This window comes from Corynebacterium sp. HMSC055G02 (assembly GCF_001809065.1).
GTDB lineage: Bacteria > Actinomycetota > Actinomycetes > Mycobacteriales > Mycobacteriaceae > Corynebacterium > Corynebacterium jeikeium_D.
This window is the reverse complement of sequence record NZ_KV795675.1, coordinates 97,931-124,355: the sequence shown is the minus strand read 5'-3', so window position 1 is coordinate 124,355 and position 26,425 is coordinate 97,931. Positions and strand designations below refer to the sequence as shown.

Genomic DNA, 26,425 nt, shown 5'->3' with positions numbered 1-26,425 from the left:
AAAAGAAAGGGACGGACAAAAGTCCGTCCCTTTCTTACGCAGCTGTGTTAGCTAAGCATGCGAGAGGTTAACTACTCAGCAGCCTCTTCCTCAGCTGGCTCATCCGGGGTCTCAGCCTCGCCCATGCCCTCGATGTCGGCATCGACGTCGCCAGCCGGCTCTTCCTCCGGCTCGACAATGTTGAAGATGAGCAGGTCAGCGTCGTCGGTGAGGACCAGGCCCTCCGGCAGGGTAACGTCGCCGGCGTGAACCATGGTGCCGACCTCTGCGCCCTCGACGGAGACCTCGATCTCTTCCGGAATAGCCAGAACCGGTGCGTTGACCAGAATGGTTTCGGCATCCTGCATGAGCAGGGCGCCCGGAGCGAGCTCGCCAGTCGGAACGACCGGAACCTCAACCTCAACCTTCTCGTCACGGTGAATGGCGAGCAGGTCAGCGTGGTCGATGTCGAGGGTCAGCGGGTTCTGGTCAACAGCCTTGACCATGGACAGCTGGGACTCGCCCTCGATGTTGACGTCCAGAACAGCGTTGACACCGTGGTTACGGATGACAGCGTGGAAATCCAGAGTGTCAACGAGGATGTGCTTCGGGGCATCCAGGTCAGCGCCGTAGATGACAACCGGGATGTCGCCAGCAACGCGGGCACGGCGAGCGGCACCCTTGCCGAACTCGGTGCGGTTACGGGCATCAATCTTGATGATGTTGGGCTTTGCCATGAAAATGGACTCCTAAACGATTCGATATTGAGTCGTCGAGTCGAGCACGTGCCGCATCCATGCCACCGTGGGCGCAAAAGTTGGGCTGCGAGCGTCGCGTCGATAACGGCAACCACCTACTGTGGCCGCCCTCGCCGAGACTTACCGGAGAAATTGTAGTGGACTAACAGGTCAAACAGCAAACCCCGCCACCACCAGCAAAACTAGGTTGCTGGTCGCGGCGGGGTGCCCGTCGGCAAGCGGAAAGAACTTATGCCTGACCCTCGAAGAGGGTGGTGACGGAACCGTTTTCGAAGATCTCGTGGATCGTCTTAGCCAGCAGTGGTGCGATTGGCAGGACGGTCAGGTTGTCCCAGCCCTCGGTGGACTGCGGCAAGGTATCGGTGGTGATGACCTCGCGGGCACCGCACTTCGACAGGCGCTCGCGAGCTGGGTCGGAGAAGACGCCGTGCGTGGTAGCGATGATGACATCCTCAGCGCCAGCCTCACGCAGCACCTTGACAGCGCCGGCGATGGTGCCGCCGGTGTCAATCATGTCGTCGATGAGCAGACAGGTCTTACCGGAGACCTCGCCGACCACGCGGTTGGCGACAACCTGGTTTGCGACATCGACGGAACGGGTCTTGTGAATGAAGGCCAGCGGGGCGTCGCCCAGGGTGTTGGCCCACTTCTCGGAAACCTTCACACGGCCGGCGTCAGGGGAGACCACGACCAGGTTGTCCAGGGAGTAGTTCTTCTTGATGTACTCCGACAGAATCGGCATGGCGTGCATGTGATCGACCGGGCCGTCGAAGAAGCCCTGAATCTGGTCGGTGTGGAGATCCACGGAGACGATGCGGTCAGCGCCTGCGGTCTTGAGCAGATCAGCGACCAGGCGAGCGGAAATCGGCTCACGGCCACGGTGCTTCTTGTCCTGGCGGGCGTATGGGAAGAACGGCAGGATAGCGGTGATGCGCTTGGCCGAACCGCGCTTGAGCGCGTCAATCATAATCAGCTGCTCGATGAGCCACTTGTTCAGCGGTGCCGGGTGCGCCTGCAGTACGAAGGCATCGGAACCGCGGACGGATTCCTCGTAGCGCACGAAGATTTCACCGTTGGCAAAATCACGAGCGGTCATCGGAGTCAGCTCTGTGCCGAGCTCCTTGGCAACTGCCTCGCCCAATTCCGGGTGTGCCCTTCCGGAGAAGAGCATGAGGTTCTTTTGGTTATCGATCCACTGGCCGGTCATCTGCCGTCTAGCCTTCCTGGTCTTCCTTGTTGTTGTCAGCGTTGTCAGCTACCTGCGCCGCCTGCGCTGCCTCAGCAGCAGCGGTACCTGGACGCTTCCGCTCGACCCATCCCTCGATGTTGCGCTGACGGCCACCACTGACCGCCAATGCTCCCGGAGGAACGTCGTCCTTAATAACAGTACCTGCACCTGAGTACGCACCATCACCCACGGTCACCGGAGCGATGAACATGGTGTCGGAGCCGGTGCGAACATGCGAGCCGATAACAGTGCGGTGCTTGTTGACACCGTCGTAGTTCACGAACACGCTGGAGGCACCAATGTTGGAGTGCTCGCCAATCTCCGCATCGCCGACGTAGGTCAGGTGCGGAACCTTCGAACCGTTTCCGATCTGCGCGTTCTTCGCTTCTACGAAGCCGCCGAGCTTCGCGCCGACACCGAGTTTGGTGTTCGGGCGAATGTAGGTGAACGGTCCGACCGTCGCATCCTCGCCGATCTCCGAATCGGAACCGTGTGTACGTACGACGCTGGCGCGCTTGCCGACGACCATGTTGGTCAGTGTCGTGTCCGGTCCCACGGTGGCCCCGTCGCCAATCACGGTCTTGCCGTGCAGCTGCGTGCCCGGCAGAATCGTGACGTCGCGGCCGACTTCCACCTCAACGTCAATCCACGTGGTGTCCGGGTCGACGATAGTGGCGCCCCCGCGCATAGCTGCCTCGCAGGTGCGACGGTTGAGTTCGCGGCCAAGGGTAGCCAGCTGGACGCGGTCATTGACACCGGCGACGACGGTGGCATCGGCGAGGCGGTGACCGCGTACTGAGCGGTCGGCCTCACGGGCGATGCCGATGACATCGGTGAGGTAGAGCTCGCCCTGGGCATTGTTGGTGTCCAGCTGCTTGAGAGCGTTTGCCAGGGTCTCGGCATCAAATGCGTAGACACCGGAGTTGACCTCGGTAATCTCGCGTTCCTCGTCGGAGGCATCCTTTTCCTCCACGATGCGCAGAACTTCGCCGTCGGCGTTGCGAACGATGCGGCCGTAGCCGTGCGGGTTGTCAGCAGTGGAGGTCAGCACAGTCACGGCAGCGCGTGGCTTGCGGTTGTGCTCTTCGAGCAGTGCCTGGAGCGCTTCGGAATCCAGCAGCGGAACATCGGAAGTGGTTACCAGGATGGTGCCATCGAAGTTCTGCAGCTCGGGGTGCTCCAGCGCGCACTGAACAGCGTGGCCGGTACCGTTTTGCTCGTCCTGGTGGGCAATGACGACACCGTTGGAGTGCTCGGTATCCGAAGCCCAAGTCCCGATGGCGTCGATTACCTTTTCGCGCTGGTGGCCAACGACAACAGCAATCTCATCCGGATTAATGCCCTTGGCGGCATAGAGCGCGTGCTCCAACATGGTACGACCGCCGATAGCGTGCAGCATTTTCGGCGTATCGGATTTCATTCGGGTGCCTTGACCCGCGGCGAGAATGACCACAGCGGTGGCCGAACCGTTTGACATGAAACTTGCTACTCCTCGGTCAGGGTGCATCACGGTCACGGCGGGGCGAAAAGTCACTTCTTAATTAAGGGGCCGGCCCCCCGCTTGCTCTCCCACCAGGACTCGAACCTAGAATGCCGGTACCAAAAACCGGAGTGTTGCCATTACACCATGGGAGAATGGGGCAAACGCGAAAAATTGCATGGCTGATTCGACGCTGATTCGACTCAGCCAACTCGCTTGCGCCTGCGATATACGATAGCAAGACTTTAGCCACTAATCTAAAAGCATGGCCTCCAATTCTCCGAGACGACGTATGACCGGTCCACAGCGCAAAGCTCAGCTGACAGAAGTCAGCCGTGGAATCTTTGCCGCCAAGGGGCTTGATGCCGCCTCAATGGAGGAGATCGCTGCCGCAGCTGGGGTATCAAAGCCGGTTGTCTACGAGCATTTCGGTACCAAAGAGCGGCTCTACCAGGCAGTCGTCGACCAGGAGATGAAGACCCTGGAGGCCACGATTAGGGAAGCGTTGTCCCTGGGACGCTCGCGTTACCGCATCGAACAGGCGGTGTTGGCACTGCTGACTTATGTGGAGGAAAACCCGGAGGGATTCTCCATTATTTCTCGCGACCCCGGCGTGGCGGGTGGCTATGAGACGCTGCTGAATAATGCCACTGAGTCGATTACGCCTATCCTTGCCGAGGCTTTCAAACGCGCCGGCTTCGACCCGGCCATGTCGGTGCTCTACGGAAACTGCATGGTCGGTATGGTTTCGCAGACCGCTCGCTGGTGGATGGAGAAGCGCAGTCCGGATAAGGAGACAGTGGCGGCGCACATCGTGAACCTGTGTTGGAACGGGCTGGCCGGCATGGAGGGTTCTCCGACTCTGCATGGCTCCGCTGATGTGCCAGCGGCCGCTGAGGGCGCGAAGTTCGGCGCAGGTGCCGCAGCAGACCCGATGCAGGTGGCGGAGAACGGCTAACCAGCACGCAGGGTGGATCCGGGGTGCATGGTTATATTGGGGCTATGCCAACTTCTGCGTCTTCCTCGGCGAAAGCCACACCCAGCATTCTGCCGAACCCGCTGTCGGGGCTGGAAAGCCTCGTTGTCACGGATCCTCAATTTGTCGGCGTGCTCGGGCGCATCGGCGAAGACGAGCTGGCGCTCACGGGTGCGGACGCGGTGCGTTCGCACCTTATTTACGCCATGTCTACGAAGGTGCCGGTGCTGGTCATCACGGCTACCGGCCGTGAGGCGGAGGACCTGACTGCCGAGGTCAAGTCGATGATCGGCGACCGTGTAGCTATGTTCCCCTCGTGGGAGACGCTCCCGCATGAGAAGCTTTCGCCAGCGGTGGATACCGTGGCGCAGCGTCGTAAGGCGCTTTACGACGTTCGCCGGGGCAAAGTCGACGTTCTGATTGCGGCGGTGCGCTCGTTGGTGCAGCCGATTGTGGACGACCTCGAGGCTGAAGCCAGCGCCCCCATTCACGTCCAACTGGACCGGGACTGCGAGAACCTGGTTGAGCGGCTGGTGCATCACGGCTATTCGCATGTGGACATGGTCGGCAGGCGTGGCCAGTTTGCCGTGCGTGGCGGCATCGTCGATGTTTTCCCTGCGACCGAAGAGCTGCCGGTACGTATCGAGCTCTGGGGTGACGAGGTCACCGACCTGCGCGCCTTTTCCGTCGCTGACCAGCGCACGATCTCTGAGGTAGAGGTCGACCAGCTGGATATCTTCCCGTGTCGTGCACTGCTTATCGACGACGACGTGAAGGCCGCCGCGGAGAAACTCGCCACCACGCGCTCGGGTCAGGTCCAAGAAATGCTCACCCGCATCGGCGATGGCCAGTGGGTGGAGGGCATGGAATCGCTGATTCCGCTGATTAGTCAGCATCCGATGAAGATGCTCACCGAGGTCATGCCGGAGAAAACGCATGTGCTCATGTGCGGGCCGGAGCGCATTCGCTCCCGCGCACAAGACTTGATCAGTGCAGGCGAGGAGTTTATGGCCGCAGCGTGGGAAACTGCTGCGATGGGTGGCTCGGCGCCAATCGCCACGGATGGGCTGGAGCCCAGCGCGTACCGCAGCTTGGCCTCTATCCCGATGCCCACTTCGTGGCATATTTCCCCGCCCGGCATGTTGGAGGCGGGAGTCACCGAAGATGATGTGCTGCCACTGACCTTCGAGCCTGGGCCCGCGCCACGCGGCGACTTAAAGGAAATTGGTCACCTGATGAAGCAGCTGCGCGATGCCACGGTCGCGGGGGAGCGAGTGGCGTACGTGGCGGCGACGCCCGCGGGGGCGCGTCGGCAAGCGGAAAAGTTTAGGGAAGCCGGAATTGCGACGCGCATGGCGGCGGGCCCGGAGTATCCCGAGTCCGGAAGAATTACGGTCTACCAGGGTGTTTTGCACGGTGGCCTGGTGTTCCCGCGAATCCCCGGTGGCGCGCTGACTCTGATTACCGAGCAGGACATCACAGGTAACCGCATCGCGGAAGGCGCGCTTGGTGGGCGCCGCAAGCCAGCGAAGCGCCGTGGTCAGGTGGATCCGCTGGCGCTGAAGGCCGGTGACTATGTCGTGCACGACACGCATGGCATTGGTCGGTTTGTGAAGCTCACTGAGCGCACCATCGGCACGGGCGAGGATCAGGCTCGCCGCGAGTACGTGGTGCTCGAGTACGCACCGAGCAAGCGCGGAGGCCCCTCGGACCAGCTCTACGTGCCGATGGAGAGCCTGGATTTGCTGTCGCGCTATGTCGGCGGTGAAAAGCCCGCGCTGTCGAAGATGGGCGGCTCGGACTGGAAGTCCACCAAGCGCAAGGCCCGTGGCGCTGTCCGCGAGATTGCGGAAGAGCTGGTCAAGCTCTACGCCGAGCGCCAAGCCGCGCCGGGCCACGCGTTCGCGCCGGATACGCCATGGCAGCAGGAGATGGAGGATAACTTCCCCTTCACCGAGACTGAGGACCAGCTTCAGGCCATCGACGAAATCAAGTCCGACATGGAAAAGCCGGTGCCGATGGATCGCGTGCTCATCGGCGATGTCGGCTACGGCAAGACCGAGGTGGCACTGCGTGCTGCCTTCAAGGCTGTTCAAGATGGCCGTCAGGTAGCAGTGTTGGTGCCAACTACGCTGTTGGCACAGCAGCATTTGACCACTTTCACTCAGCGTATGGAGGGCTTCCCGGTCACCATCCGTGGACTGTCCCGCTTTACCTCGCCGAAGGACTCCAAGGAGGTCCTCGAAGGGCTGAAGAACGGGACGGTCGACATTGTTATCGGCACGCATCGTCTCCTGCAGACCGGCGTGCAGTGGAAAGAACTCGGCCTGGTCATCGTTGACGAGGAGCAGCGTTTCGGCGTCGAACACAAGGAACACATCAAGGCGCTACGGCACCACGTCGACGTGCTCACCATGTCCGCAACGCCAATTCCGCGCACGCTCGAAATGTCGATTGCCGGCATCCGCGAGATGAGCCAGATTCTCACCCCGCCGCAGGATCGTCACCCGGTGCTGACATACGTCGGCGCGCAGTCCGACAAGCAGGTCGCCGCTGCTATCAGGCGAGAGCTGCTTCGCGACGGACAGGTGTTCTACCTGCATAATAAGGTGGAAACCATTGACAAAGTCGCCCAGAATATCCGCAATTTGGTGCCCGAGGCCCGCGTGGTAGTGGCCCACGGTCAGATGGGGGAGGAGCAGCTGGAGCGCACGGTCGATGGCTTCTGGCAGCGCGAGTACGACGTGCTGGTGTGTACCACCATCGTGGAGACCGGCCTGGATATTGCCAACGCCAATACGTTGATTGTGGAAAACGCCCACCATATGGGTCTTTCCCAGCTACACCAGCTGCGTGGTCGCGTGGGCCGTTCCCGTGAGCGCGCCTATGCCTACTTCCTCTACCCGGAAAATCAGACGCTGACGGAGACTTCCTACGACCGTCTGTCCACGATCGCGCAGAACAATGACTTGGGTGCCGGTATGGCCGTGGCCATGAAGGACCTGGAAATGCGCGGAGCCGGAAATATCCTCGGTGCGGAGCAGTCCGGTCACATTGCCGGCGTCGGCTTCGACATGTACGTCCGACTGGTTGGCGAGGCCGTGGCCGCGCTGAAGGCAGTGGCCGATGGTGAAACGCCGGATGCTTCCGATAACGAACCGAAGGAAGTTCGGATCGATTTGCCGGTCGATGCGAATATTCCGGCCGAATATGTGTCGTCGGAACGCCTACGTCTAGAGGCGTACCGCAAATTTGCTGCCGCCAGTGCGCTGGACGATATCGACGTAGTGCTCGAAGAACTCATCGACCGTTACGGAACCCCACCCATTGAGGTGGAAAGACTGGCGGTTATTTCACGACTTCGAATTATTTGCCGGGAATTCGGCGTGCATGAAGTTCAAGCCATGGGTGCGCACATTAGAATAACCCCTATGGAGCTTGCTGACTCCAAGCAGGTGCGTCTCAAGCGCCTGTATCCACAGGCGACCTATCGTGCGGCAACGCGCACGGTTTCCGTCGGAATGCCGAAGGAAGGGCGAGGGTTGCGGGCAAAACCTGTCCGCGATATTGCATTGGTGCAGTGGGTAGCAGACTTCTTGACATCGATGGCGGGAATTCCACGTATGGATATCTCGCACATGGGAAAGGACTAGAAACCGTATGACTATCATCAAGCTCGATAGCCGCTTTCCAACTGCAATTCCGCTGGAAGCCGCTAGCCTGCTGACCGGTGAAGTCAGCTACACCGAAGAAGTCCCGATCCGTGTGCGCTGGGCAATCGCCGACGCCGGTGGGCACTCGGTGTCCCAGGCGGAGATTCTAGTCACCACCGATATGGGAAACGACGAGGTACTCGATCGCCTCGATGCGGGCGAGAAAGTCTACTCCGTCGAACTGGATGATGCACCGGACCCAGCAGCTCCAGCGGACCCGGCCGCTCCGGTTGCAGCGGCTCCCGTGCAGGAGTCGGCGCCGGAACCAGAACCGGAACCAGTGGCAGAACCGCTGACTCCGCAGGAACAGCTTGCCGCAGCTCGTCTGCCCCACGTCGTCGAGGCGGTGGACATCATGGCGGCCGCACGGCGCACGGGGCAGTGGGAAGCTCGCCAGACGCACAAGAGCCTGCTGCCGTATCTCATTGAAGAGACCTACGAGTTTGTCGATGCAGTCAACGAGGGCGGTGACATTCGTAGCGAGCTGTCAGATCTGCTGCTGCAAGTCCTCTTCCACGCTGAAATCGCTGAGGACTTCGACTTCGACGACGTGGCGACCGACTTTATTTTGAAGATGCGAGCTCGTCAGCCGTACCTCTTCGACGGCACTGTGGCCGAGGGAGAAATGGTCTCGGAGGAAGAGCAGGAGCGACTGTGGACTTACGGCCGCGGACGTCCGCGCTCGAACCCGGCTACGCAGTTGCCAGCTCTGACTTTGGCTGAGGAAGCCATCCGCCGCGCACGTGCGCTGGGACTGTCCGATGCAGACATTCCAGTGGAGATTCTGGTCCCGACCCCGGGACTGGAGACTGAGTCCGGTGCGGAAGAGCGAACCCGACAGGCTTCACGCGCATTCCTGGCTGAGCTGGCCCAGATGGAGAATCAGCAGGCCGGTAGTGCTGGGCAGTGGGCAGCGGGCAGCGAAGATAACGAAGAGGCTGAGGACCTCGGCCCGTCGGAAAGCGACAGCTAGTTTCCAACAAAAGTGATTTCTGTCCTCGAGTTTGAGTGATTTTTATGGTTTACCCCGTAGAGTAATTCCCCATGCCTTCTAATTCTCCCTTTGATGAATACGCGCACCCCGCACCCCGCGGGGCGAAGTCGCGTGGCCGCAGTAGGGGGAAAAAGAAGTCCTCGCGAGGCTGTGGCTGCCTCGGTCTAACCTCCCTGGCGGTGCTGATTATCATTGGCACGGTTGGGGCGTTGGCGATGTTCACTGGACCCGTTATCCCGTCGTTGACCAAGAAGCCGATTCCGGACAATGTGCCGCCTGCCGCGGCTGAGCCACCGCCGATGATTGATGTCAACGCGCCCGGGCGCACCTCTGAACAGCTCCGACAGTGGGCGCAGCAGATTTCCCCGAAGACGGGGATTTCTGAGGACGCCCTCCGCGCCTACGGCAACGCATATGTGATTGCGGCAGAACAGTTCCCGAGCTGCCACCTGGAGTGGAACACGCTTGCGGGACTGGGCAAGGTGGAGACTAATCACGGCACGTACTCGGGCAATTGGCTCAAGCCGGCGCATATCGGTGCCGATGGGGTAGTGAGTCCGACGATTATCGGTCCGCCGCTGGACGGTACGAGTGGGTTTGCTGAGGTTCTCGATACTGACAACGGCGAACTCGACGGTGACACAGAGTACGACCGCGCTGTGGGGCCGATGCAGTTTATTCCCGAGACCTGGCATCGCTTTGCGATGGATGCTTCTGGTGATGGTGTCGCCGACCCCAACAACATCGACGACGCAACTGCGACCACGGCACGGATGCTCTGCAGTGGGGAACGCGACCTCGCCACCCCGGAAGGGTGGGCATCTGCAATTCGCTCGTATAACCAGTCTGAGCAGTATCTTCGCGATGTTCGGGACGCTGCGGCGAACTATGCGCTGAATCAGCCCGCATAGGGTGAAAAGGATTTAAGGCGAAGGTTGGCAAACCGTGCCACAATTGGAGTCATGTGCCGGAACGGTTCCGGCGGAAAGGTGACCTATGGCTGCAATCATCGAGTTGAACGCACGCGAAATTCTGGACTCCCGTGGTAACCCGACCGTTGAGGTTGAGGTGCTGTTGGAAGACGGCGCTGTGGGCCGCGCTGCGGTTCCGTCCGGTGCCTCCACCGGTGTTCATGAGGCACACGAGCTCCGCGATGGCGGAGACCGTTACCTGGGCAAGGGTGTCGAGAAGGCTGTCCGCGCTGTGCTCGAGGAGATTGAGGACGCAATTATTGGCCTCGAGGCTGAGGACCAGCGTCTGGTTGACAAAACCATGATTGAGCTGGACGGCACCGACAACAAGTCCCGCCTGGGTGCTAACGCAATCCTGGGTGTTTCCATGGCTGTTGCCAAGGCTGCTGCTGAGTCCGCTGGCCTGGATCTGTTCCGCTACGTCGGCGGCCCGAACGGTCACGTTCTGCCGGTTCCGATGATGAACATCCTCAACGGTGGCGCACACGCTGACTCCGGCGTTGACGTCCAGGAGTTCATGATTGCACCGATCGGTGCCCCGACCTTCAAGGAAGCACTGCGCGTCGGTGCTGAGGTCTACCACGCACTCAAGAAGGTCATTAAGGACAAGGGCCTGTCCACTGGCCTCGGTGATGAGGGCGGCTTCGCTCCGTCGGTTGACTCCACCAAGGCTGCTCTTGACCTGATTGTTGAGGCAATTGAGGCTGCAGGCTACAAACTGGGCGACGATGTCGCTCTGGCTCTCGACGTTGCTTCTTCCGAGTTCTTCAAGGACGGCAAGTACCACTTCGAGGGCGGCGAGCACACCGCTGAGGAGATGGCAGCTGTCTACGCTGACCTGGTTGAGAACTACGCCATCGTCTCCATCGAGGATCCGCTGCAGGAGGATGACTGGGAGGGCTACACCACCCTGACTGCTCAGCTTGGTGACAAGGTCCAGATCGTCGGCGACGACTTCTTCGTCACCAACCCGAAGCGTCTGGCAGAGGGCATTGAGAAGAAGGCCGCTAACGCTCTGCTGGTCAAGGTCAACCAGATCGGTACCCTGTCCGAGACCTTCGAAGCCGTCGCAATGGCTCACAACGCCGGCTACAAGTCCATGATGTCCCACCGCTCCGGTGAGACTGAGGACACCACCATCGCTGACCTGGCCGTCGGCCTGAACTGTGGCCAGATCAAGACCGGTGCTCCGGCTCGCTCCGAGCGCGTTGCTAAGTACAACCAGCTGCTGCGCATCGAGGAGTACCTGGGTGACGCTGCTGTCTACGCTGGTCGCAGCGCATTCCCGCGTTTTAAGTAAAGAGCTGAGGCGCTGCGAAAGCTGCGTCTAGCACTGCCCGTCCGCACCACGCACGTGGTGGTGGGCGGGTTTTTGTTATTTCATCGGCTGGCGGTCGGGTAGAGTGTGGGACATGAGTGCATCGGACCGATCTCGCCGCGGAACACAGTCGCGCCCTGCAGGGGCGGGGCAGCGTTCGGCAGCGGCAATCGCATCGGGAATGCGCTCGCTGAGCACAGCACAGAAGATCGGCATTGGTCTGCTGGTGCTTTTCTTAGTATCTGTTCTCGCAATTCCGCTGCGGACTTTTGCACAACAGCAGGCGGATGTAGCCGCAACGCAGGACAATATTGCTCGCATGGAACAGCGAATTAAGCAGTTAGAGGATGAAAAGGAGCTTTACTCCAACCCTGCCTATGTTAAGGAGCAGGCACGTCTGCGCCTGGGGCTGGTAGAGCCGGGGGAGACCCCATTCCGTATCCTCGATCCGGCCGTGGGCGAACAGCCTGTGACGCAGCCGGAGGAAATTCCGCAGCACCAGGCCAAGAAGTGGTACGAGACTCTGTGGGATTCCATTTCCATCCCGCCCGAACCCGAAGAGACTCGCCCTAATCCGGGGCGCGATCAGGCAACGAGGCCAGAGAGCTTGCCGACGGTACCGGAGTCCTAAACCTCCATACGGCTACCTGAGCCTCTCGGTGAGGTTGCATGCGCGGCGGAGTGTGCCGTCGTAAAGCGAAACAACGCGCTTGTAAGGCGACTGTGAGATTATGTGTCAGTAAAACGGAAGCAAAAGGAGTGTGACCGATGTCTGTGGATACCGCAGATTTGGAAGTGATAGCGGAGCAGCTCGGACGTGAACCGCGCGGTGTAGTGGACATCTCTTACCGCAGCCCCGACGGCACTCCTGGTGTGGTCAAGACGAAGCCGCGCTTGGACGATGGCACTCCGTTTCCCACGCTCTTTTACCTAACTGATCCGCGACTCACCGCCGAGGCCTCCCGGTTGGAGACGACCGGCGTGATGAAAGAAATGACCGCGCGTCTGGAAAGCGACGAAGACCTCGCCGCCGATTACCAGCGCGCGCACGAGGCGTTTCTGGCAGAGCGCAATGAGATGGAAGACCTAGGCACGGACTTCTCCGGTGGCGGAATGCCGACGCGCGTGAAGTGCCTCCACGTTCTTATTGCCTACGCGCTGGCCAAGGGGCCGGATCACTTCCGACTGGGTACTGAGTCGGTGGCGCTGGCGGCGGAGAACGAGAAACTGCGCGGCACCGCGATTCCTGCAGATTGGCCCACGATTGCCGAGCTCGGTATTGCGTATCCGGGGGTGGAGGGATAAATGACGACCCTCGCTGCCGTCGACTGCGGCACTAATTCGCTTCGCCTGCTTATCAGCCGGGTCGAGGTTGTCGATGGAGTTCTCGAAATCACAGAACTGCACCGACTGATGGAAATCGTCCGCCTTGGCCAGGGCGTGGATGCCACTGGCATGCTGGCTCCAGAGGCGCTGGAGCGCGTGCGGGAGGCTCTGACGAAGTATGCGGAGCTTATGCAGGTCGAAAAAGTGCAAGCAGTCCGAATGGTGGCGACATCGGCGACACGCGACGCAAGCAACCGCGACGATTTCTTCGCCATGACCCGCGAGATTCTCGCTCCGTGGGGTGCAGAGGCCGAGGTCATTTCCGGCGACGAGGAAGCCGCGCTGTCCTTCCGCGGGGCGGTAGATGACTTGGAGCCCGAGCTCGGTCCGTATTGCGTCATTGACGTCGGCGGTGGCTCCACCGAGGTTATTGTCGGTGACCACGATGGTACGGTAGCCGGTTCTGATTCCGTGGCTATGGGCAGTGTGCGCTTGACCGAACGGTTCCTGCAGGCCTCGCCACCGACGGCGGAACAGGTCCAGGAGGCGCGTTCGTATGTTGCGGAGCTGGCCGACGAGATTGTTGCGAAGGTGCCTGTCGACAAGGCTCGCACCATCGTCGGCTGCGCCGGGACCTTCACCACGCTGTCGGCGCTGGCACAGGGGCTAGAAACCTACGACCCGGAGGCAATCCACCTGTCGCAGCTGCGCTTTGCGGCGTTGCGTGCGCTGACCGCGTCCGTGATTGAGACCGACGCGGAGTCCCTCGCTGCCAATCCCGTGATGCATCCGAAGCGCGCGGATGTCTTCGCCGGCGGTTCCATCATTGTGGACGGTCTGATGGACATGTTTGAGGCGCTGCCGCTTTCCGAGGCAGCGAAGGAAGAGCAGCGCTTTTTCTACATCAGCGAGAAGGATATCCTCGACGGAATTGTGGCGAGTTTGGTAGACACCCATATCGCCCATTAATCTTTCTTAGGGGCCCCTATAGCCCAATTGGCAGAGGCAGAGGACTTAAAATCCTTTCAGTGTGGGTTCGAGTCCCACTGGGGGCACCAAAAGGCCAGGTCAGAGAGTTTTCTGACCTGGCCTTTTGCTATTTGTGCGCGCTACATGCGGATTACGGCAGGACGTTGAACTTCTTGCCGAGGACAAGTGCCGTGTTGAACACCTTCGAGTACAGCTCACGCGGCATCTGCGGCATCGACACCGGGGAAAGACGCTGCACGGTCACCGTCTGCTCATCGGTGTACTTCAGCAGGCCGCCCGCTGCTTGACGACGGCCCACACCCGAATCCTTGAAACCACCCATCGGGGCATCGACAGACGCGAAGGCCGCAGCAAAACCATCGTTGACATTGACGGTACCGGCCTCAAGCTGTGGAGCCAGCTCCTTTGCGCGACGCGGGGAGGTCCACAGCGAAGCGTTGAGGCCATAACGGGAATCGTTGGACTTGGCGATAGCCTCATGGACGTCCGAGACACGCTGGAGGACTACCACCGGGCCGAATACCTCTTCGGTCAGCAGGGCGACGCCCTCCGGGACGTCGGTAAGCACGGTCGGCTCGTAGAACAGCGGTCCCAGATCCGGGCGAGGACGACCGCCGGCCAGCACGGTGGCGCCGGCCTCGATAGCCTCGTCGACCATGGACTTGACGATGTCGAACTGGCCCTGAGACTGCAGGCAGCCCATCTCGGTTTCCCACTCGTAGCCAGCGCCGATGGACATTGCCTTCACGCGGTCGGTGAATGCCGGGACGAACTCGTCCCAGACGGAGTCCACGACATAGATTCGCTCAATGGACACGCACAGGTGACCGGAGTTGGTGAAGCAGCCAATGCGTGCGCCCTCGACCGCGCGGTTGATGTTGGCATCTTCGGCGACAATCAGCGGGTTCTTGCCGCCGAGCTCCGCGGAGAAACTGATCAGGCGCTCGCCGCACTGCTGTGCCAGCGAGCGGCCGGTCTCGGAGGAGCCGGTGAACATCAGGAAGTCGCACTGGCCGACAATGCCCTGGCCGACAACGCGACCTGGGCCTGGAATGACCTGGAAGAGATCCTCCGGAAGACCAGCGCGGTAGAGCAAATCGACAGCGAAGAGAGCGGTAAACGGAGTGGTGCTGTCCGGCTTGAGCACGATGGCGTTACCAGCCATCAGTGCAGCCAGCGCGTCGGAAACCGCGAGAGTCAGTGGGTAATTCCACGGAGCAATAACACCGACGACGCCCTTTGGGTGGTGGTAGACGGTGGTCTTGGAAAGTACTGGGACAGCACCGTGTGCTCGCTTCGGCTCAAGCAGTTTCGGGCCCTGATTGCCGTAGTAGCGGGCGGTGATAGCGGTGTGTACGAGCTCCTCGTGGGCACTGGCGCGGTTCTTGCCGGTCTCGGCCTGCAGCAGGTCCAGCACCTGGTCGCAGTGGGTAAAGAGCAGGTCGTGGAAGTGGTGCAGCACTTCGCCGCGCTTTTCCGGTGCCATGCGGGCCCACTTCTTCTGCGCCGCACGGGCACGCTTGAAGGCCTCGTCGACATCGGCCTGGGTACCGACAGGAATCTGCGCCAGCTCCTGGCCGGTAAATGGCGCCGAGATAGTGGCGGTCTTCGACTTATCAGCTACCGTGACGCGCTGAAGAAGGCGGGCAACGAGCTCGTCGTTAAGCGGATTGCGGATGGTAGTTCGGTTTGTCGTAGCAGTAGATGCTGTCATGGCACAGATACTACTGTTGCGCGGCGCCCCGAGATAGTAAATTTGGCAAAACTACAAAAACTTAGAAAACTTTAGTAAGTAGTCCAGCCCATCCGACGGTTGCGGTCCGGGTCGCGCGGGCCATCGTTGCCGAACTCGAACGGTTCGTGGCCGTCGACATCGCCGTAGCGCATCTCCGGGTCATCATCCAGATCGTCGTCGACGTCGATGTCCGGCTTTTCCTCGGCCAACCGCTTGCCGAGAGTGTCATGCGGAGAAGCGCCCCGCCAGCGGTCCGGCGGATCCATTACATAATTCTCGCCATCACCGGTGAGGAAGTCGCCATCGAGTCCCTCTGAGCCATCGAGCGTGGTCTCGTCGAAATCACCAGTGGTATCCGGATCGTAGTCAAGGCCATCAGACATCTTGACCAACCTCCTGTTTCATAATCACTCATGTGGTGCCCACGCCTGGCGACTGTGAGTTTTTCCGCGATTACAAAATCACCGCCAGCAGGCGAGGAATTACCTTGATACTAACTGTTTTTCAGGGTTGGGAACAATACCTTTACATCGCCCGTTGTAGAAAGTGTAGGCAAACGTAAGCGCGTGTGCCTGAATACAAAACGTAAGAAAAACTGAGAAAAGAAAGAAGGACGACGTGCGCGAAAGCAGCAATCCTGCATTCAGTTCACTTACTAAGACCGTCGCCCGCGGACAGGCGGGCGCACATCACTACGGCCAAGGTCAGATGGGCGCTGGCTACGGGGATAACCCGTACCAGTCGCAGGTTGCCGCCGACTACCGTCCGATGACGGTCGACGATGTCGTTTCCAAGACCGGCATCACGCTGGCAACCATCATCGTTTTGGCTGCGGTCAATTTCTTCATTGCCGTCAGTGTCTCCACCAGCCTGGCCATGATTCTGACCATTGTCGGCGCCATCGGTGGTCTGATTACTGTTTTGGTTTCCACCTTCGGCAAGAAGTACGGCTCCGCGCCGGTTACCCTCACCTACGCGGCCTTCGAGGGCCTCTTCGTCGGTGGCATCAGCTTCATGTTCACTGCTCCAATTCAGGGCGTTGCCGCTGGTGCGCTGATTATGCAGGCCGTGCTGGCTACCCTGGGTGTCTTCATCGGTATGCTCTTCGTCTACAAGTCGGGCGCTATCCGCGTGACCCCGAAGTTCACCCGTTTTATGAGTGCGGCTCTGATTGGTGTCCTGGTCCTCATGCTGGGCAACCTGGTGCTCTCCCTGTTCGGCCTGGGCTTCCCGCTGCGTGACGGCGGCATGCTGTCGATCATCTTCTCTCTGGTCTGCATCGGCCTGGCAGCCTTCAGCTTCCTGATTGACTTCGATCAGGCTGATCGCCTGGTTCGCGCTGGCGCTCCGGCTCAGTACGCCTGGGGTGTCGCCCTCGGTCTGGCTGTGACCCTGGTCTGGCTCTACACCGAGATTCTGCGTCTGCTGTCCTACTTCAGGGACTAAACGCTAGAAAACTAACTAACGCACAAGCGCCGGGTAGCCCGTTATTACGGGTTGGCCGGCGCTTTGTTGTTGGCAGTCGACGTATTGACCGATAGGGCTGTGCAGTGTGACGTCGTAAAGCGCGATATCGAAGCGGGAGAGGGCACAAAAAATGGACCGATAGGCCATATGGGCTTCTATCGGTCCAAGAATCGGGCACTGTGGCCCGAAGTTGCCGCCTGGGTTGAGGCGGTCTAACGCCGGGAGCGCTTAGGCATCCATCTCCGGGTTGTACGGCTCAGCCTTAACTACGGTGACAGACACTTCGTCGCCGCTCGGGGAAGCGTAAGTGCGGGTCTCGCCCTCCTTAGCGCCGACCAGAGCCTTGCCCAGCGGGGAATCGGTGGAGTAGGTCTCCAGGTTCGGGTTGGAGGAGTCAGCGCCACGGGTACCGATGAGGAAGGTCTCGGTGTCGTCTTCGTCGCCGTCGTAGTAGACGTGGACCACGGTGCCGACCAGAGCCACACCGGACTCCTGCGGGATCTCGCCGACGGTGGCGCGCTGCAGCAGGTCTTCGAGGTAGCGGATGCGCGCCTCTTCCTGTCCCTGCTGCTCACGAGCGGCATCGTAGCCGGCGTTTTCCTTCAAGTCGCCCTCTTCGCGGCGCTCGTTAATCTCGGCGGCGATGACCGGGCGGTTTTCATATAGCGCCTCAAGCTCGGCCTTGAGCTTGTCGTAGGACTCCTGGGTGAGCCATGGGCTATTGTTCTTTGCCTCAGTCATGGTTCCTCCTGTGTTTTGGCTATTTAATACAAAAGCGGCCCCGCGTGGGGCCGTCGGCTGCGTCACAGGATAGCACTGTCACGCCACATGGCAATAACAGGCGCGTCGGAGTGTTGTCGCGCACGCTTTACGACGTGCCGTGGAAGCGCATAATCCTCAGTTGCGAAAGGCAGTTACTTAGCAGGTGCGAGGAACTCCGGAATGTCGGTGGAGCAGCCGTAGACATCGCCTGCGACGGCCAGCTCGCGGGTGGCAATGGGGACGTCCATACGCACCGTAGCGGGGCCGCCGCCCGGGATGAATACGTCGCGACGGCCGACCTCTGCCACGTCATAGTTCAGCGCGTAGATAATGCAGTAGCTATCCAGCTCCGGCTTTTCGCGGGTGACGTCCAGCGTGAAGATGAACTGCTCATCTTCCTTACCTGGAGTGCGGCTCCAGCCCGCTTGCGTTGCAGAGACATCCGGGGCGGAGACGCGGTTCATCTGAACGAAGATGTATGCGCCGGCGATGACGAGCATGCCAACAATAGCGATGACAACCAATTTTGCGGGGAGAGTGCGACTGTTGTCCCCATAGCGCTCGCGCTGCCCGTTAGGCGCTGCGGTATTTCGGGTGTTTCGCTCCGAACTTTCAGCCATGCTTTTTAGCCTATCGGAGTTCTTGGTCGACGTGGTAAAATGTTGACAGTTAAACAATCTTTCTGGTGTGGCGCGGTGTCCTGCTGCTATGTCGTTCCACCGAGTAGCGATGCTGCGTAGTCATATGATGGTGCAGCGCTATAGTGGGGCGGTATTGAAACGGTGCTGTAGTAGCATCGTTGCGGTCGAAGGGCCCCGGCCTCGGCCAGAAAACATGGACTGAGATAGTAGCGGGAGTGACTTCAATTGGCACTTCGTCTGATGGCGATTCACGCTCATCCTGATGACGAATCGAGCAAGGGCGCCGCAACAATGGCCCGATATGTGGCGGAAGGGCATCGCGTCAAAGTGGTGACCTGCACCGGCGGTGAGGCCGGTAGCATTCTCAACCCGGCGATGGATCGGCCGGAGGTGCGGGAGAATATCGCCTCGGTGCGCGTTCACGAAATGGCTGCAGCCGCTGAGATTCTCGGCGTTGAACATGAGTGGCTCGGCTTTACCGACTCCGGTCTGCCTGCGGGTAACCCGGTGCCGGTGCTGTCGCACGGTGTGTTTGCGCGCCAATCGGTCGAGGATGCGACCAAGCCTCTCATTCGGGCCATCCGGGAATTCCGCCCGCACGTTGTCATTACCTACGACGAAAACGGTGGTTACCCGCACCCGGACCACATCATGACCCACATCGTGTCCATGCGCGCTTGGCTGGAGTCCGGAACGGATAAGTACCCCGAGCTCGGTGAACCATGGGAGATTTCCAAGCTCTACTACACCCACGGTTTCATCAAGGCGCGCCTCATCGCGCTGGATAACTACTACCGTGACAACGGCTTGGAAAGTCCGCTGACCGAGTCCTTCCGCCGTTGGACTAAGACTCCCGGCGACATCATGACCCGCGTGACCACACAGGTCGAGTGCGGCGATTACTTCCAGCAGCGGGATCAGGCGCTGCTGGCGCACGCCACGCAGATCGATCCGAACGGGCCATTCTTCGCCGTGCCAGTAGACATTCAGCAGCGCGTTTGGCCGACCGAAGAGTTTGAACTCGCCCGCACTCGCGTGCAGACCGAGCTGCCAGAGGCCGATCTCTTCGCTGGTATCGACCCCGACGCGGAATAGTCCGGAATTAACGCTAAGCTGGAACTCATGATTGAAAGCTTCGATGCCTTGGCGGCTCGCACGACAATTTTCCTGGCGCAGAACCCCACTGGTCCGCGGGGTGCTGACTTCGGAAAGGCCTCTCCTGTTGGCCTGCTCATCATTGTCGTTTTGCTCATCGTCATCCTGGCTCTCGGCTGGGATCTCTCGCGGCGCGCGAAGCGCATGGCCGCTCGCCGGAAGTTCGCCGAGGCGCACGACATGGATCCCTTCGATTCCGAGGCTGTGGATAAGGCGATGGCTGCAGCAGAGCAGCGTCGTGAAGCGGAGTAGTCAGCGTCAAGGTGTGTGCGCGTCGCTTGACGACGGGCAGTTGCGCGCACCCCTGATTGTTTCCCGTGTGGCGGGATTTGGAGTTCGAATTGCGGGATTCTAGGCAGTGCGCTACAGTCAAGCGCATGCGTATGTGGCGATTTTATTTTTCGAAGGCTCCGGAGGCAGTGACGACATAGTCACAGCCGGCGGCTATTCGTCACGTCGCCACCAACCGGAGCCAAAGGCAGCAGCCCCACCAATAGGGGCGCTGCCTTTTGTCGTATCTACAGCCAAATACATGCGTAACGCCCCAGAGAAAAGAGACCTCAGATGACCCCTCCAACTTCCCTCGAAGCCCCCGCCTCTACCGCGAACCGCCGTGTCGTAGCCTTCCACGACCTGCCCTCCCCAGAAGAGGTCATGGCCAAACAGCCACTGACCCCGAACCTAGTTAACGAAGTGGAGCAGTCGCGACTCGACATCGCCCGCGTCATCGCCCGCGAGGACGATCGCCTGCTGGTCGTTGTCGGCCCGTGCTCCATTCACGACCCCGAGGCCGCCATCGACTACGCCCGCCGCCTGAAGGCCACCGCCGATGAGCTCGACGAGGACCTGCTGGTCGTCATGCGCGTCTACTTCGAAAAGCCGCGCACCACCGTCGGCTGGAAGGGACTCATCAACGACCCCGACCTGGATAGCTCCTTCAAAATCAACAAGGGCCTGCACATGGCCCGCGAAGTGCTCATCGAGGTCCTGCGCACCGGCCTGCCCGCCGGCGCTGAATTCCTCGAGCCCAACAGCCCGCAATACATCGCCGATGCCGTCTCCTGGGGTGCGATTGGTGCGCGCACCACGGAGTCGCAGGTCCACCGCCAGCTCGCTTCCGGACTTTCCATGCCCATCGGCTTCAAAAACGGCACCGACGGCAACGTCCAGGTCGCCGTGGACTCGCTGGTCTCTGCAGCAAACCCGCACTTCTTCTTCGGCATGAACGACCAGGGCCGCGCCGCCGTCGTCGAAACCGCCGGCAACCACAATTGCCACCTCATTCTCCGCGGCGGCACCTCCGGCCCGAACTGGGACGAGGCATCGCTTAACGACGCCGAAGCCCGCCTGAACAAGGCCGAGCAAACCATCAGCATCATGGTGGACGCCTCCCACGCCAATTCCGGAAAATCCGAGGTGCGCCAGGCCGAGGTCGTTGAGGAGCTCGGCAAGCTCATCGGTGCCGGCGACAAGCGCATCACCGGCATCATGATGGAGTCCTTCCTCGAAGCCGGTGCGCAAAAAATTACCGATGGGCGTAATGGCCTCGTATACGGCAAGTCCGTCACCGATGCCTGCATGGATTGGGAAACCACCGACCGGCTGCTGCGTACGCTTGCGACAGAAGTCCGGAAGCGTCGGCAGGCACGTGACTAAGCACAAAGCGGCCGTGCCCATTGGGTAGAGTTACATATGTGAAAGAAAACCAGCCGTCCTCACTCCGGCGGATTGCGTATCCGCTCTACGAGCGCAAACTAGCCCAAGAGCTAGAAGGAAAACCTCGCCCCAAGCACGTTGCCATCATGGCCGATGGCAACCGCCGCTGGGCGAGGGAGGCTGGATTCACCGACGTCAGCCACGGCCACCGCGTCGGCTCCCGCAAAATCGCAGAATTCGTCGGCTGGTGCGCCGAGCAGGAAATCGAGCTGGTCACCATCTACCTGCTCTCCACCGAAAACCTCGGGCGAGACCCCGAAGAGCTGGAATTACTGTTCGACATCATCGCCGACGTCGTCGACGAATTGGCGCAATCGCCTAACGACGTGCGCCTGCGCATGGTCGGCCACCTCGAGCTCCTTCCGGAAAGAATGACCGCCCGGCTGCGTCACGACGAAGAAGTCACCGCGAACAACACCGGCATCCAGGTCAACATCGCCGTTGGCTACGGCGGCCGGCAGGAAATCGTCGACGCAGTACGCAGAATCATCCGGGAATCAGTCGCCGAGGGAATCGATGCTTCCGAGCTTGAGGAGCGCATCACAACCGACGCCATTTCTCGCCGCCTCTACACATCCGGACAACCGGACCCCGATCTAGTCATCCGCACTTCCGGAGAACAGCGGCTCAGCGGCTTCCTACTCTGGCAAACCGCCTACTCCGAGATTTGGTTCACCGATACCTACTGGCCCGAATTCCGCCGCATCGACTTCCTCCGCGCACTTCGAGACTTTTCGCAGCGCTCACGCCGCTTCGGCAAATAACCTCCCTACATCCGGAAAAATTTCCGGATGTTAGAGTTTGCGCATCCGGACCCTCGAAACCTTGTGGTCCCGAGACTTCGTAAGAACTAATGACGCACGCACTCGAGTGGGCAAAATATTTTCCGTAAGGTTCGGCAAGTTCACCTGCTGCCAAATGCGTCGGGCTACCTCGGCCGCAGCTTCGTCGTCAAGCGTGGCGTAATCCGCGAAGTGCGCGCCCGGAGCGCGAAACGCCGTCTGGCGGAGACGGAGGAAACGGCTGATGTACCAACGCTCGATGTCCGCGCGCGGGGCATCGACGTAGACACTGAAATCGAAAAGATCGGAAATCATCAGCGTCGGGCCCGTCTGCAAAACGTTGAGCCCCTCGAGAATGAGAATGTCCGGACGGTCAACATCGACGAACTCATCCGGCACCCGGTCATAGAGCGTGTGTGAATACACCGGCGCCTTCACATGCCGCGCCCCCGACTTCACCGCCGTGACAAACCGCATCAACGCACGCTGATCATACGACTCCGGATACCCCTTGCGCTGCATAATCCCACGGCGATTCAATTCCTCAGAAGGGTAGAGGAAGCCATCAGTAGTAACCAAGTCCACCCGCGGATTAGTCTCCCAGCGCTCGAGCAGCACCTGCAGCAAACGCGCCGTCGTTGACTTGCCGACCGCCACCGAACCCGCGACGCCGATAATAAACGGCACCGACGCCCCCTTCGAAGGATTTTCCCCAAGGAAGTTCGACGTTACGGCGTTCAGCTCCCGATGCGCCGCCACACGCATGTGAATCAGACGAGAAAGCGGAAGATAGACCTCGGCGACTTCGTCCAGGTCGATGTTTTCACCGATACCGGAAAGTCGTTCAGCTTCCTCTTCCGTCAGCACCAGAGGCATATTCTTGCGCATTTCGCGCCACTGCTCGCGTTTGAACTCGACGTACGGGCTGGGGGATGTTGCGCGCGTCATACTTCCAATTGTGCCAAGGGGGTGCCGAAAACCGGAAAACGAGTCAATAAAGGGGGCATACCTGAATGGTGCTGCTTTCGTGGTTTGCCCCATAAAGGGCTAGCATGGCCTGTGGCATTGAAGTTTCATTGAAAGGTCGAAAACCTACTCATGACCGGGTCTAACAATAACGATGTCCGCTACCAATCGCTGCGTGAACTCGATCCCGACCTCGCAGAGGCAATGGCAGGGGAGCTCTCTCGTCAGCGTGACATGCTCGAAATGATTGCCAGTGAGAACTTTGTTCCACGTGCAGTGCTGCAAGCTCAGGGCTCGGTTCTGACCAACAAGTACGCCGAAGGCTACCCGGGCCGTCGTTACTATGGTGGCTGCGAATACGTCGACGTCGTCGAGGACATGGCACGCAACCGCGCCAAGGAGCTCTTCGGCGCTGAGTTCGCCAACGTTCAGCCACACGCAGGTGCGCAGGCCAACGCTGCCGTTCTGCATGCGCTAATCAACGCCGGTGACAAGATTATGGGCCTCGACCTGGCACACGGCGGTCACCTGACCCACGGCATGAAGCTGAACTTCTCCGGCAAGCTCTACCACGTCGCCGCATACGGTGTGGACAAGGACACTATGCGGATCGATATGGACAAGGTGCGTGAGCAGGCGCTCGCAGAAAAGCCGGATGTTCTCATCGCAGGTTGGTCGGCGTACCCGCGCCACCTCGACTTCGAAGCTTTCCGTTCCATCGCCGATGAGGTCGGTGCGAAGTTGTGGACGGACATGGCGCACTTCGCAGGCCTGGTTGCCGCCGGTCTGCACCCGTCGCCGGTTCCGCATTCTGACGTTGTGTCGACTACCGTTCACAAGACCCTCGGTGGTCCTCGTTCGGGCATGATTTTGGCTAAGCAGGAGTACGCCAAGAAGCTGAACTCCGCTGTTTTCCCGGGGCAGCAGGGGGGTCCGCTGATGCACGCCATCGCCGGCAAGGCCGTGGCGCTGAAGATTGCTGGTACCGAGGAGTTCAAGGAGCGCCAGGAGCGCACTCTGGCTGGTGCCCGCATTCTGGCTGAGCGTCTCACCGCTTCCGACTGCGCCGAGGCTGGCGTCGATGTTCTCACTGGCGGCACCGATGTCCACCTGGTTCTGGCGGATCTGCGCAATTCTGAGATGAACGGCCAGGAGGCCGAGGATCTGCTCCACGCTGTTGGCATTACCGTCAACCGCAATGCTGTTCCGTTTGACCCGCGTCCTCCGATGGTTACATCCGGACTTCGTATCGGTACTCCGGCGCTGGCCACCCGTGGTCTCGACGAGAAGGCGTTCACCGAGGTCGCCGATGTCATCGGTACTGCTCTCGCCGCCGGCAAGAATGCGGATGTTGACTCCCTGCGTGCTCGTGTTTCGAAGATTGCTCAGGAATTCCCGCTTTACGACGGTATCGAGGACTGGAACCTCATCTAAATCTGCGTTTTTGCAGCGCAAGTACCCGTTCTAGCAGTGCGCTAGGACGGGTTTTCCCGTACATCGGGGTTTTAGTCCGGAGGTGGTGGCTCCGGCCCGAGCTGTTTCGTCGTGCCCGCCCGGTATCCGGCGTAGGACCTCCCGGACATTGATGTCACAAATGAGTTGCTAAACAGCGGCGGCCGAGTTTTATCCGGCGGGCGCCATCGAATATGTCCGGATGTGGGGATGCGTTCGAGGTGGCCGTTGCGTCCTTCCCGGTCGTCGTCGTTAAGCCCGTTGTGTTCGCGGCAGACCATGGTGAGGTTGTCCAGCGTGGTTGTGCCGCCGTGTTTGTGGGCGACTAGGTGGTGCGCTTGTCCGCTATAGGCGGGGCGTTCACAGCCGGGCCAGGCGCAGATGGGGTTGTCGATGAGCATCGCGATGCGCTGCTCTTCAGTCGCCAGGCGGGGGTTGCCGATGGGAAATAAGTCCGTAATGGCGCTGTGTTCGTCGTAAAGCACGGCCCACCCGGTGTCGGCGAGTAGGGCGTTGAGGAAGACGTCGGGGGCGAGCGCGGAGCCGTTGGTGGTGGCGGCGAATCGCGGGCTGTAGTCGATGAGGTCTTGTGCGGTGATGATGATGGCGGGTTGGTAGCGCATTTCATCGAGCTTGTCGACGGGCGTTGCGGCATCGGCATGCTCGAGGCGCTCGGCAAGCGCTTGGCCGACGCAGCGGTCGTGGGAAAACTCCGGATGGGACTTCCGGATTTCTGCGGCACGGATGGTAAGCGGCGACAGGAGATTGTCGAGCATATCCGAGGGGCCGGAGATGTGGAAGTGCTTCATTCCCCGGATGTCTACCTTCCGGGAAAATCGGGCGCGCAGATGCTGGGGTGGCTCGTCTTCGGTGTTGAGCTCGGTGAGAGTTTCCCGCATGTAGAGATCGAGTTCTTCGAAGCCGAGGCGTTCGGCGGCAGCGACGAAGGTGAGCCGCAGGTTGTCGTGGAGTTCGGCGTTGTTGGCTTGGCGGCTGCGCTTGTCGATAAGCACGCAGGTGTCCAGGCTGAGGCCGAGCTGGCGCGCAAGGGCGGTGGCGTCTTCGCGGGCTTTGGTGTTTTCCTCGGTGTCAGCGGGTTGGAGATAGTGGGCGGCGACGCGTAGCAAAAGCCGGAGGCGCGCCGGGTCAAGGCCGAGGGTTGCCGCCAGGTGGGAGGTGGCGTCGTGGCCGTCGGGACGCGCGGCGTGGAGTTCCGCTAGCGTGTCCATTCCGCGCGAGGCCAGTGCGGCGAGCGTCCCAAGAACTGTCATGCCTTTGAAGGTAAAAGTCCGGATGTAGGGGGACAACGCCTATGGGGGCAGGCTGTGGATAAGTCAGCCGGTTTAGCAGTTATCCACATCCGGACTTTTCACTGCGCAAAACGCACCGCAGCCGTACCGCCGTACCGCCGCAGCACGCGCTGCCGTCTGTTACGCCCCGAAGTCACGCAGGGCGCTGCCGGTGAGGCGGAAGGTGTCCCATTCGTCCATGGGGAAGGCGCCGAGGGAACGGTAGAAGTCGATGGAGGGTTGATTCCACTTCAGGACGCACCACTCGATACGTGAGTAGCCTCGCTCCACGGCAATTCGCGCGAGGTTCTGCAGCAGTGCTTTGCCCTTGCCGGTGCCGCGTGCCTCGGGGCGGACGTAGAGGTCTTCGAGGTAGATGCCGTGGGTGCCTTCCCAGGTGGAGTAGTTGAGGAACCACAGTGCAATGCCGTCGAGGCGCGGGCTGCCTTCAACACCGCCACCAACACCGCCATCACCGCCACCGGCGCCGTCGTCCAAATTTCCGGATGTGGAGTCGACGACGTGGCAGAAAATCGCAGGGTTGTCCCCGAAGAGCTGTTCGCGCAGGCGCTCGGGGGTCAGTCGGACGGCATCGGGTTCTTTTTCGTAGGCCGCCAGATCTTTGATGAGGTCGACGATCTCGTGGACGTCGTCAGGCGTGGCGGGGCGTGGAAGTGTCATGTGTCCCTTGTTACTCGCGGCGGGTGATTTGGTGCAAAAGTGCGTC

The 26,425-nt window shown here is 60.5% G+C and carries 24 protein-coding genes and 2 tRNA genes; 15 read left to right on the top strand and 11 right to left on the bottom strand.

Features of this window, described 5'->3' with window-relative positions:
* Window positions 1-71: 71 nt before the first annotated feature.
* The 4 genes from HMPREF2547_RS10360 to HMPREF2547_RS10345 all read right to left on the bottom strand — a co-directional run bounded on the left by HMPREF2547_RS10360 (window position 72) and on the right by HMPREF2547_RS10345 (window position 3,600).
* Entirely contained in the window at window positions 72-716 is a 645-nt protein-coding gene (locus tag HMPREF2547_RS10360; protein ID WP_049172236.1) for a 50S ribosomal protein L25/general stress protein Ctc, read from the bottom strand.
* Window positions 717-966: 250 nt separating this feature from the next.
* Window positions 967-1,944, bottom strand: a complete 978-nt coding sequence (locus tag HMPREF2547_RS10355) for a ribose-phosphate diphosphokinase (RefSeq protein WP_016423206.1) — start codon at window positions 1,942-1,944, stop codon at window positions 967-969.
* A gap of 7 nt (window positions 1,945-1,951) precedes the next feature.
* The gene (gene glmU / locus HMPREF2547_RS10350; RefSeq protein WP_048733948.1) at window positions 1,952-3,442 is read right to left on the bottom strand and encodes a bifunctional UDP-N-acetylglucosamine diphosphorylase/glucosamine-1-phosphate N-acetyltransferase GlmU; all 1,491 of its coding nucleotides are present in this window, start codon (window positions 3,440-3,442) and stop codon (window positions 1,952-1,954) included.
* Between the two features lie 87 nt (window positions 3,443-3,529).
* Window positions 3,530-3,600, bottom strand: a tRNA-Gln gene (locus HMPREF2547_RS10345).
* A gap of 110 nt (window positions 3,601-3,710) precedes the next feature.
* On the opposite strand from HMPREF2547_RS10345, the gene HMPREF2547_RS10340 reads away from it, so the two are divergent.
* The 9 genes from HMPREF2547_RS10340 to HMPREF2547_RS10300 all read left to right on the top strand — a co-directional run bounded on the left by HMPREF2547_RS10340 (window position 3,711) and on the right by HMPREF2547_RS10300 (window position 13,801).
* Complete coding sequence (locus HMPREF2547_RS10340) at window positions 3,711-4,403, top strand: TetR/AcrR family transcriptional regulator (RefSeq protein ID WP_101687444.1); 693 nt, start codon at window positions 3,711-3,713, stop codon at window positions 4,401-4,403.
* Window positions 4,404-4,447: 44 nt separating this feature from the next.
* The gene (gene mfd, locus HMPREF2547_RS10335) at window positions 4,448-8,074 is read left to right on the top strand and encodes a transcription-repair coupling factor (RefSeq protein ID WP_070605790.1); all 3,627 of its coding nucleotides are present in this window, start codon (window positions 4,448-4,450) and stop codon (window positions 8,072-8,074) included.
* Window positions 8,075-8,081: 7 nt separating this feature from the next.
* Complete coding sequence (locus HMPREF2547_RS10330; RefSeq protein WP_070605748.1) at window positions 8,082-9,107, top strand: MazG nucleotide pyrophosphohydrolase domain-containing protein; 1,026 nt, start codon at window positions 8,082-8,084, stop codon at window positions 9,105-9,107.
* Window positions 9,108-9,178: 71 nt separating this feature from the next.
* Window positions 9,179-10,039 (top strand): lytic transglycosylase domain-containing protein, encoded by an 861-nt coding sequence (locus HMPREF2547_RS10325; RefSeq protein WP_070605746.1) that lies wholly within the window; start codon window positions 9,179-9,181, stop codon window positions 10,037-10,039.
* 85 nt (window positions 10,040-10,124) lie between these two features.
* The gene (gene eno, locus HMPREF2547_RS10320; protein WP_048733955.1) at window positions 10,125-11,399 is read left to right on the top strand and encodes a phosphopyruvate hydratase; all 1,275 of its coding nucleotides are present in this window, start codon (window positions 10,125-10,127) and stop codon (window positions 11,397-11,399) included.
* A gap of 112 nt (window positions 11,400-11,511) precedes the next feature.
* Entirely contained in the window at window positions 11,512-12,048 is a 537-nt protein-coding gene (locus tag HMPREF2547_RS10315; RefSeq protein WP_048733957.1) for an FtsB family cell division protein, read from the top strand.
* Between the two features lie 137 nt (window positions 12,049-12,185).
* Complete coding sequence (locus tag HMPREF2547_RS10310) at window positions 12,186-12,722, top strand: DUF501 domain-containing protein (RefSeq protein ID WP_069359271.1); 537 nt, start codon at window positions 12,186-12,188, stop codon at window positions 12,720-12,722.
* Window positions 12,723-13,712, top strand: a complete 990-nt coding sequence (locus HMPREF2547_RS10305; protein ID WP_049172251.1) for a Ppx/GppA phosphatase family protein — start codon at window positions 12,723-12,725, stop codon at window positions 13,710-13,712.
* A gap of 12 nt (window positions 13,713-13,724) precedes the next feature.
* A tRNA-Leu gene (locus tag HMPREF2547_RS10300) sits at window positions 13,725-13,801 on the top strand.
* Between the two features lie 62 nt (window positions 13,802-13,863).
* Here the strand turns inward: HMPREF2547_RS10300 and HMPREF2547_RS10295 are convergent.
* Both HMPREF2547_RS10295 and HMPREF2547_RS10290 read right to left on the bottom strand, forming a co-directional pair.
* A complete protein-coding gene (locus HMPREF2547_RS10295; protein WP_049190697.1) occupies window positions 13,864-15,447 on the bottom strand; it encodes a succinic semialdehyde dehydrogenase in 1,584 nt (527 codons plus the stop codon).
* Window positions 15,448-15,518: 71 nt separating this feature from the next.
* Window positions 15,519-15,851 (bottom strand): hypothetical protein, encoded by a 333-nt coding sequence (locus tag HMPREF2547_RS10290; RefSeq protein WP_048733964.1) that lies wholly within the window; start codon window positions 15,849-15,851, stop codon window positions 15,519-15,521.
* A 235-nt stretch (window positions 15,852-16,086) separates the two neighbouring features.
* Here HMPREF2547_RS10290 and HMPREF2547_RS10285 point away from each other — a divergent pair, with 235 nt between their 5' ends.
* On the top strand, window positions 16,087-16,914 hold the full coding sequence (locus tag HMPREF2547_RS10285) for a Bax inhibitor-1/YccA family protein (protein WP_048733966.1): 828 nt from the start codon (window positions 16,087-16,089) through the stop codon (window positions 16,912-16,914).
* Window positions 16,915-17,163: 249 nt separating this feature from the next.
* Here HMPREF2547_RS10285 and greA read toward each other — a convergent pair whose 3' ends face one another.
* Together greA and HMPREF2547_RS10275 are read right to left on the bottom strand one after the other, a co-directional pair.
* A complete protein-coding gene (greA, locus tag HMPREF2547_RS10280; RefSeq protein WP_016423193.1) occupies window positions 17,164-17,676 on the bottom strand; it encodes a transcription elongation factor GreA in 513 nt (170 codons plus the stop codon).
* A gap of 173 nt (window positions 17,677-17,849) precedes the next feature.
* Window positions 17,850-18,317 (bottom strand): DUF4307 domain-containing protein, encoded by a 468-nt coding sequence (locus HMPREF2547_RS10275; protein ID WP_048733970.1) that lies wholly within the window; start codon window positions 18,315-18,317, stop codon window positions 17,850-17,852.
* Window positions 18,318-18,578: 261 nt separating this feature from the next.
* Here HMPREF2547_RS10275 and mca point away from each other — a divergent pair, with 261 nt between their 5' ends.
* The 4 genes from mca (at window position 18,579) to HMPREF2547_RS10255 (ending at window position 21,973) form a co-directional block, all read left to right on the top strand.
* Complete coding sequence (gene mca, locus HMPREF2547_RS10270; RefSeq protein ID WP_070438243.1) at window positions 18,579-19,433, top strand: mycothiol conjugate amidase Mca; 855 nt, start codon at window positions 18,579-18,581, stop codon at window positions 19,431-19,433.
* Between the two features lie 27 nt (window positions 19,434-19,460).
* Entirely contained in the window at window positions 19,461-19,745 is a 285-nt protein-coding gene (locus tag HMPREF2547_RS10265; RefSeq protein WP_016423190.1) for a hypothetical protein, read from the top strand.
* Window positions 19,746-20,057: 312 nt separating this feature from the next.
* Window positions 20,058-21,149: a 3-deoxy-7-phosphoheptulonate synthase gene (locus tag HMPREF2547_RS10260; protein WP_070605744.1), complete on the top strand. Its 1,092-nt coding sequence runs from the start codon at window positions 20,058-20,060 to the stop codon at window positions 21,147-21,149.
* 38 nt (window positions 21,150-21,187) lie between these two features.
* Entirely contained in the window at window positions 21,188-21,973 is a 786-nt protein-coding gene (locus tag HMPREF2547_RS10255; RefSeq protein ID WP_016423188.1) for an isoprenyl transferase, read from the top strand.
* 30 nt (window positions 21,974-22,003) lie between these two features.
* On the opposite strand, the gene coaA is transcribed toward HMPREF2547_RS10255, so the two are convergent.
* The gene (coaA, locus tag HMPREF2547_RS10250; protein WP_042388837.1) at window positions 22,004-22,939 is read right to left on the bottom strand and encodes a type I pantothenate kinase; all 936 of its coding nucleotides are present in this window, start codon (window positions 22,937-22,939) and stop codon (window positions 22,004-22,006) included.
* A gap of 150 nt (window positions 22,940-23,089) precedes the next feature.
* Here coaA and glyA point away from each other — a divergent pair, with 150 nt between their 5' ends.
* Window positions 23,090-24,391, top strand: coding sequence for a serine hydroxymethyltransferase (gene glyA / locus HMPREF2547_RS10245; RefSeq protein ID WP_005510713.1), 1,302 nt, complete (start codon window positions 23,090-23,092; stop codon window positions 24,389-24,391).
* 71 nt (window positions 24,392-24,462) lie between these two features.
* Here the strand turns inward: glyA and HMPREF2547_RS10240 are convergent, their stop codons facing one another.
* Window positions 24,463-25,680: an HNH endonuclease signature motif containing protein gene (locus HMPREF2547_RS10240; RefSeq protein WP_246815947.1), complete on the bottom strand. Its 1,218-nt coding sequence runs from the start codon at window positions 25,678-25,680 to the stop codon at window positions 24,463-24,465.
* A 159-nt stretch (window positions 25,681-25,839) separates the two neighbouring features.
* The gene (locus HMPREF2547_RS10235; RefSeq protein ID WP_070605742.1) at window positions 25,840-26,379 is read right to left on the bottom strand and encodes a GNAT family N-acetyltransferase; all 540 of its coding nucleotides are present in this window, start codon (window positions 26,377-26,379) and stop codon (window positions 25,840-25,842) included.
* Window positions 26,380-26,425 lie beyond the last annotated feature (46 nt).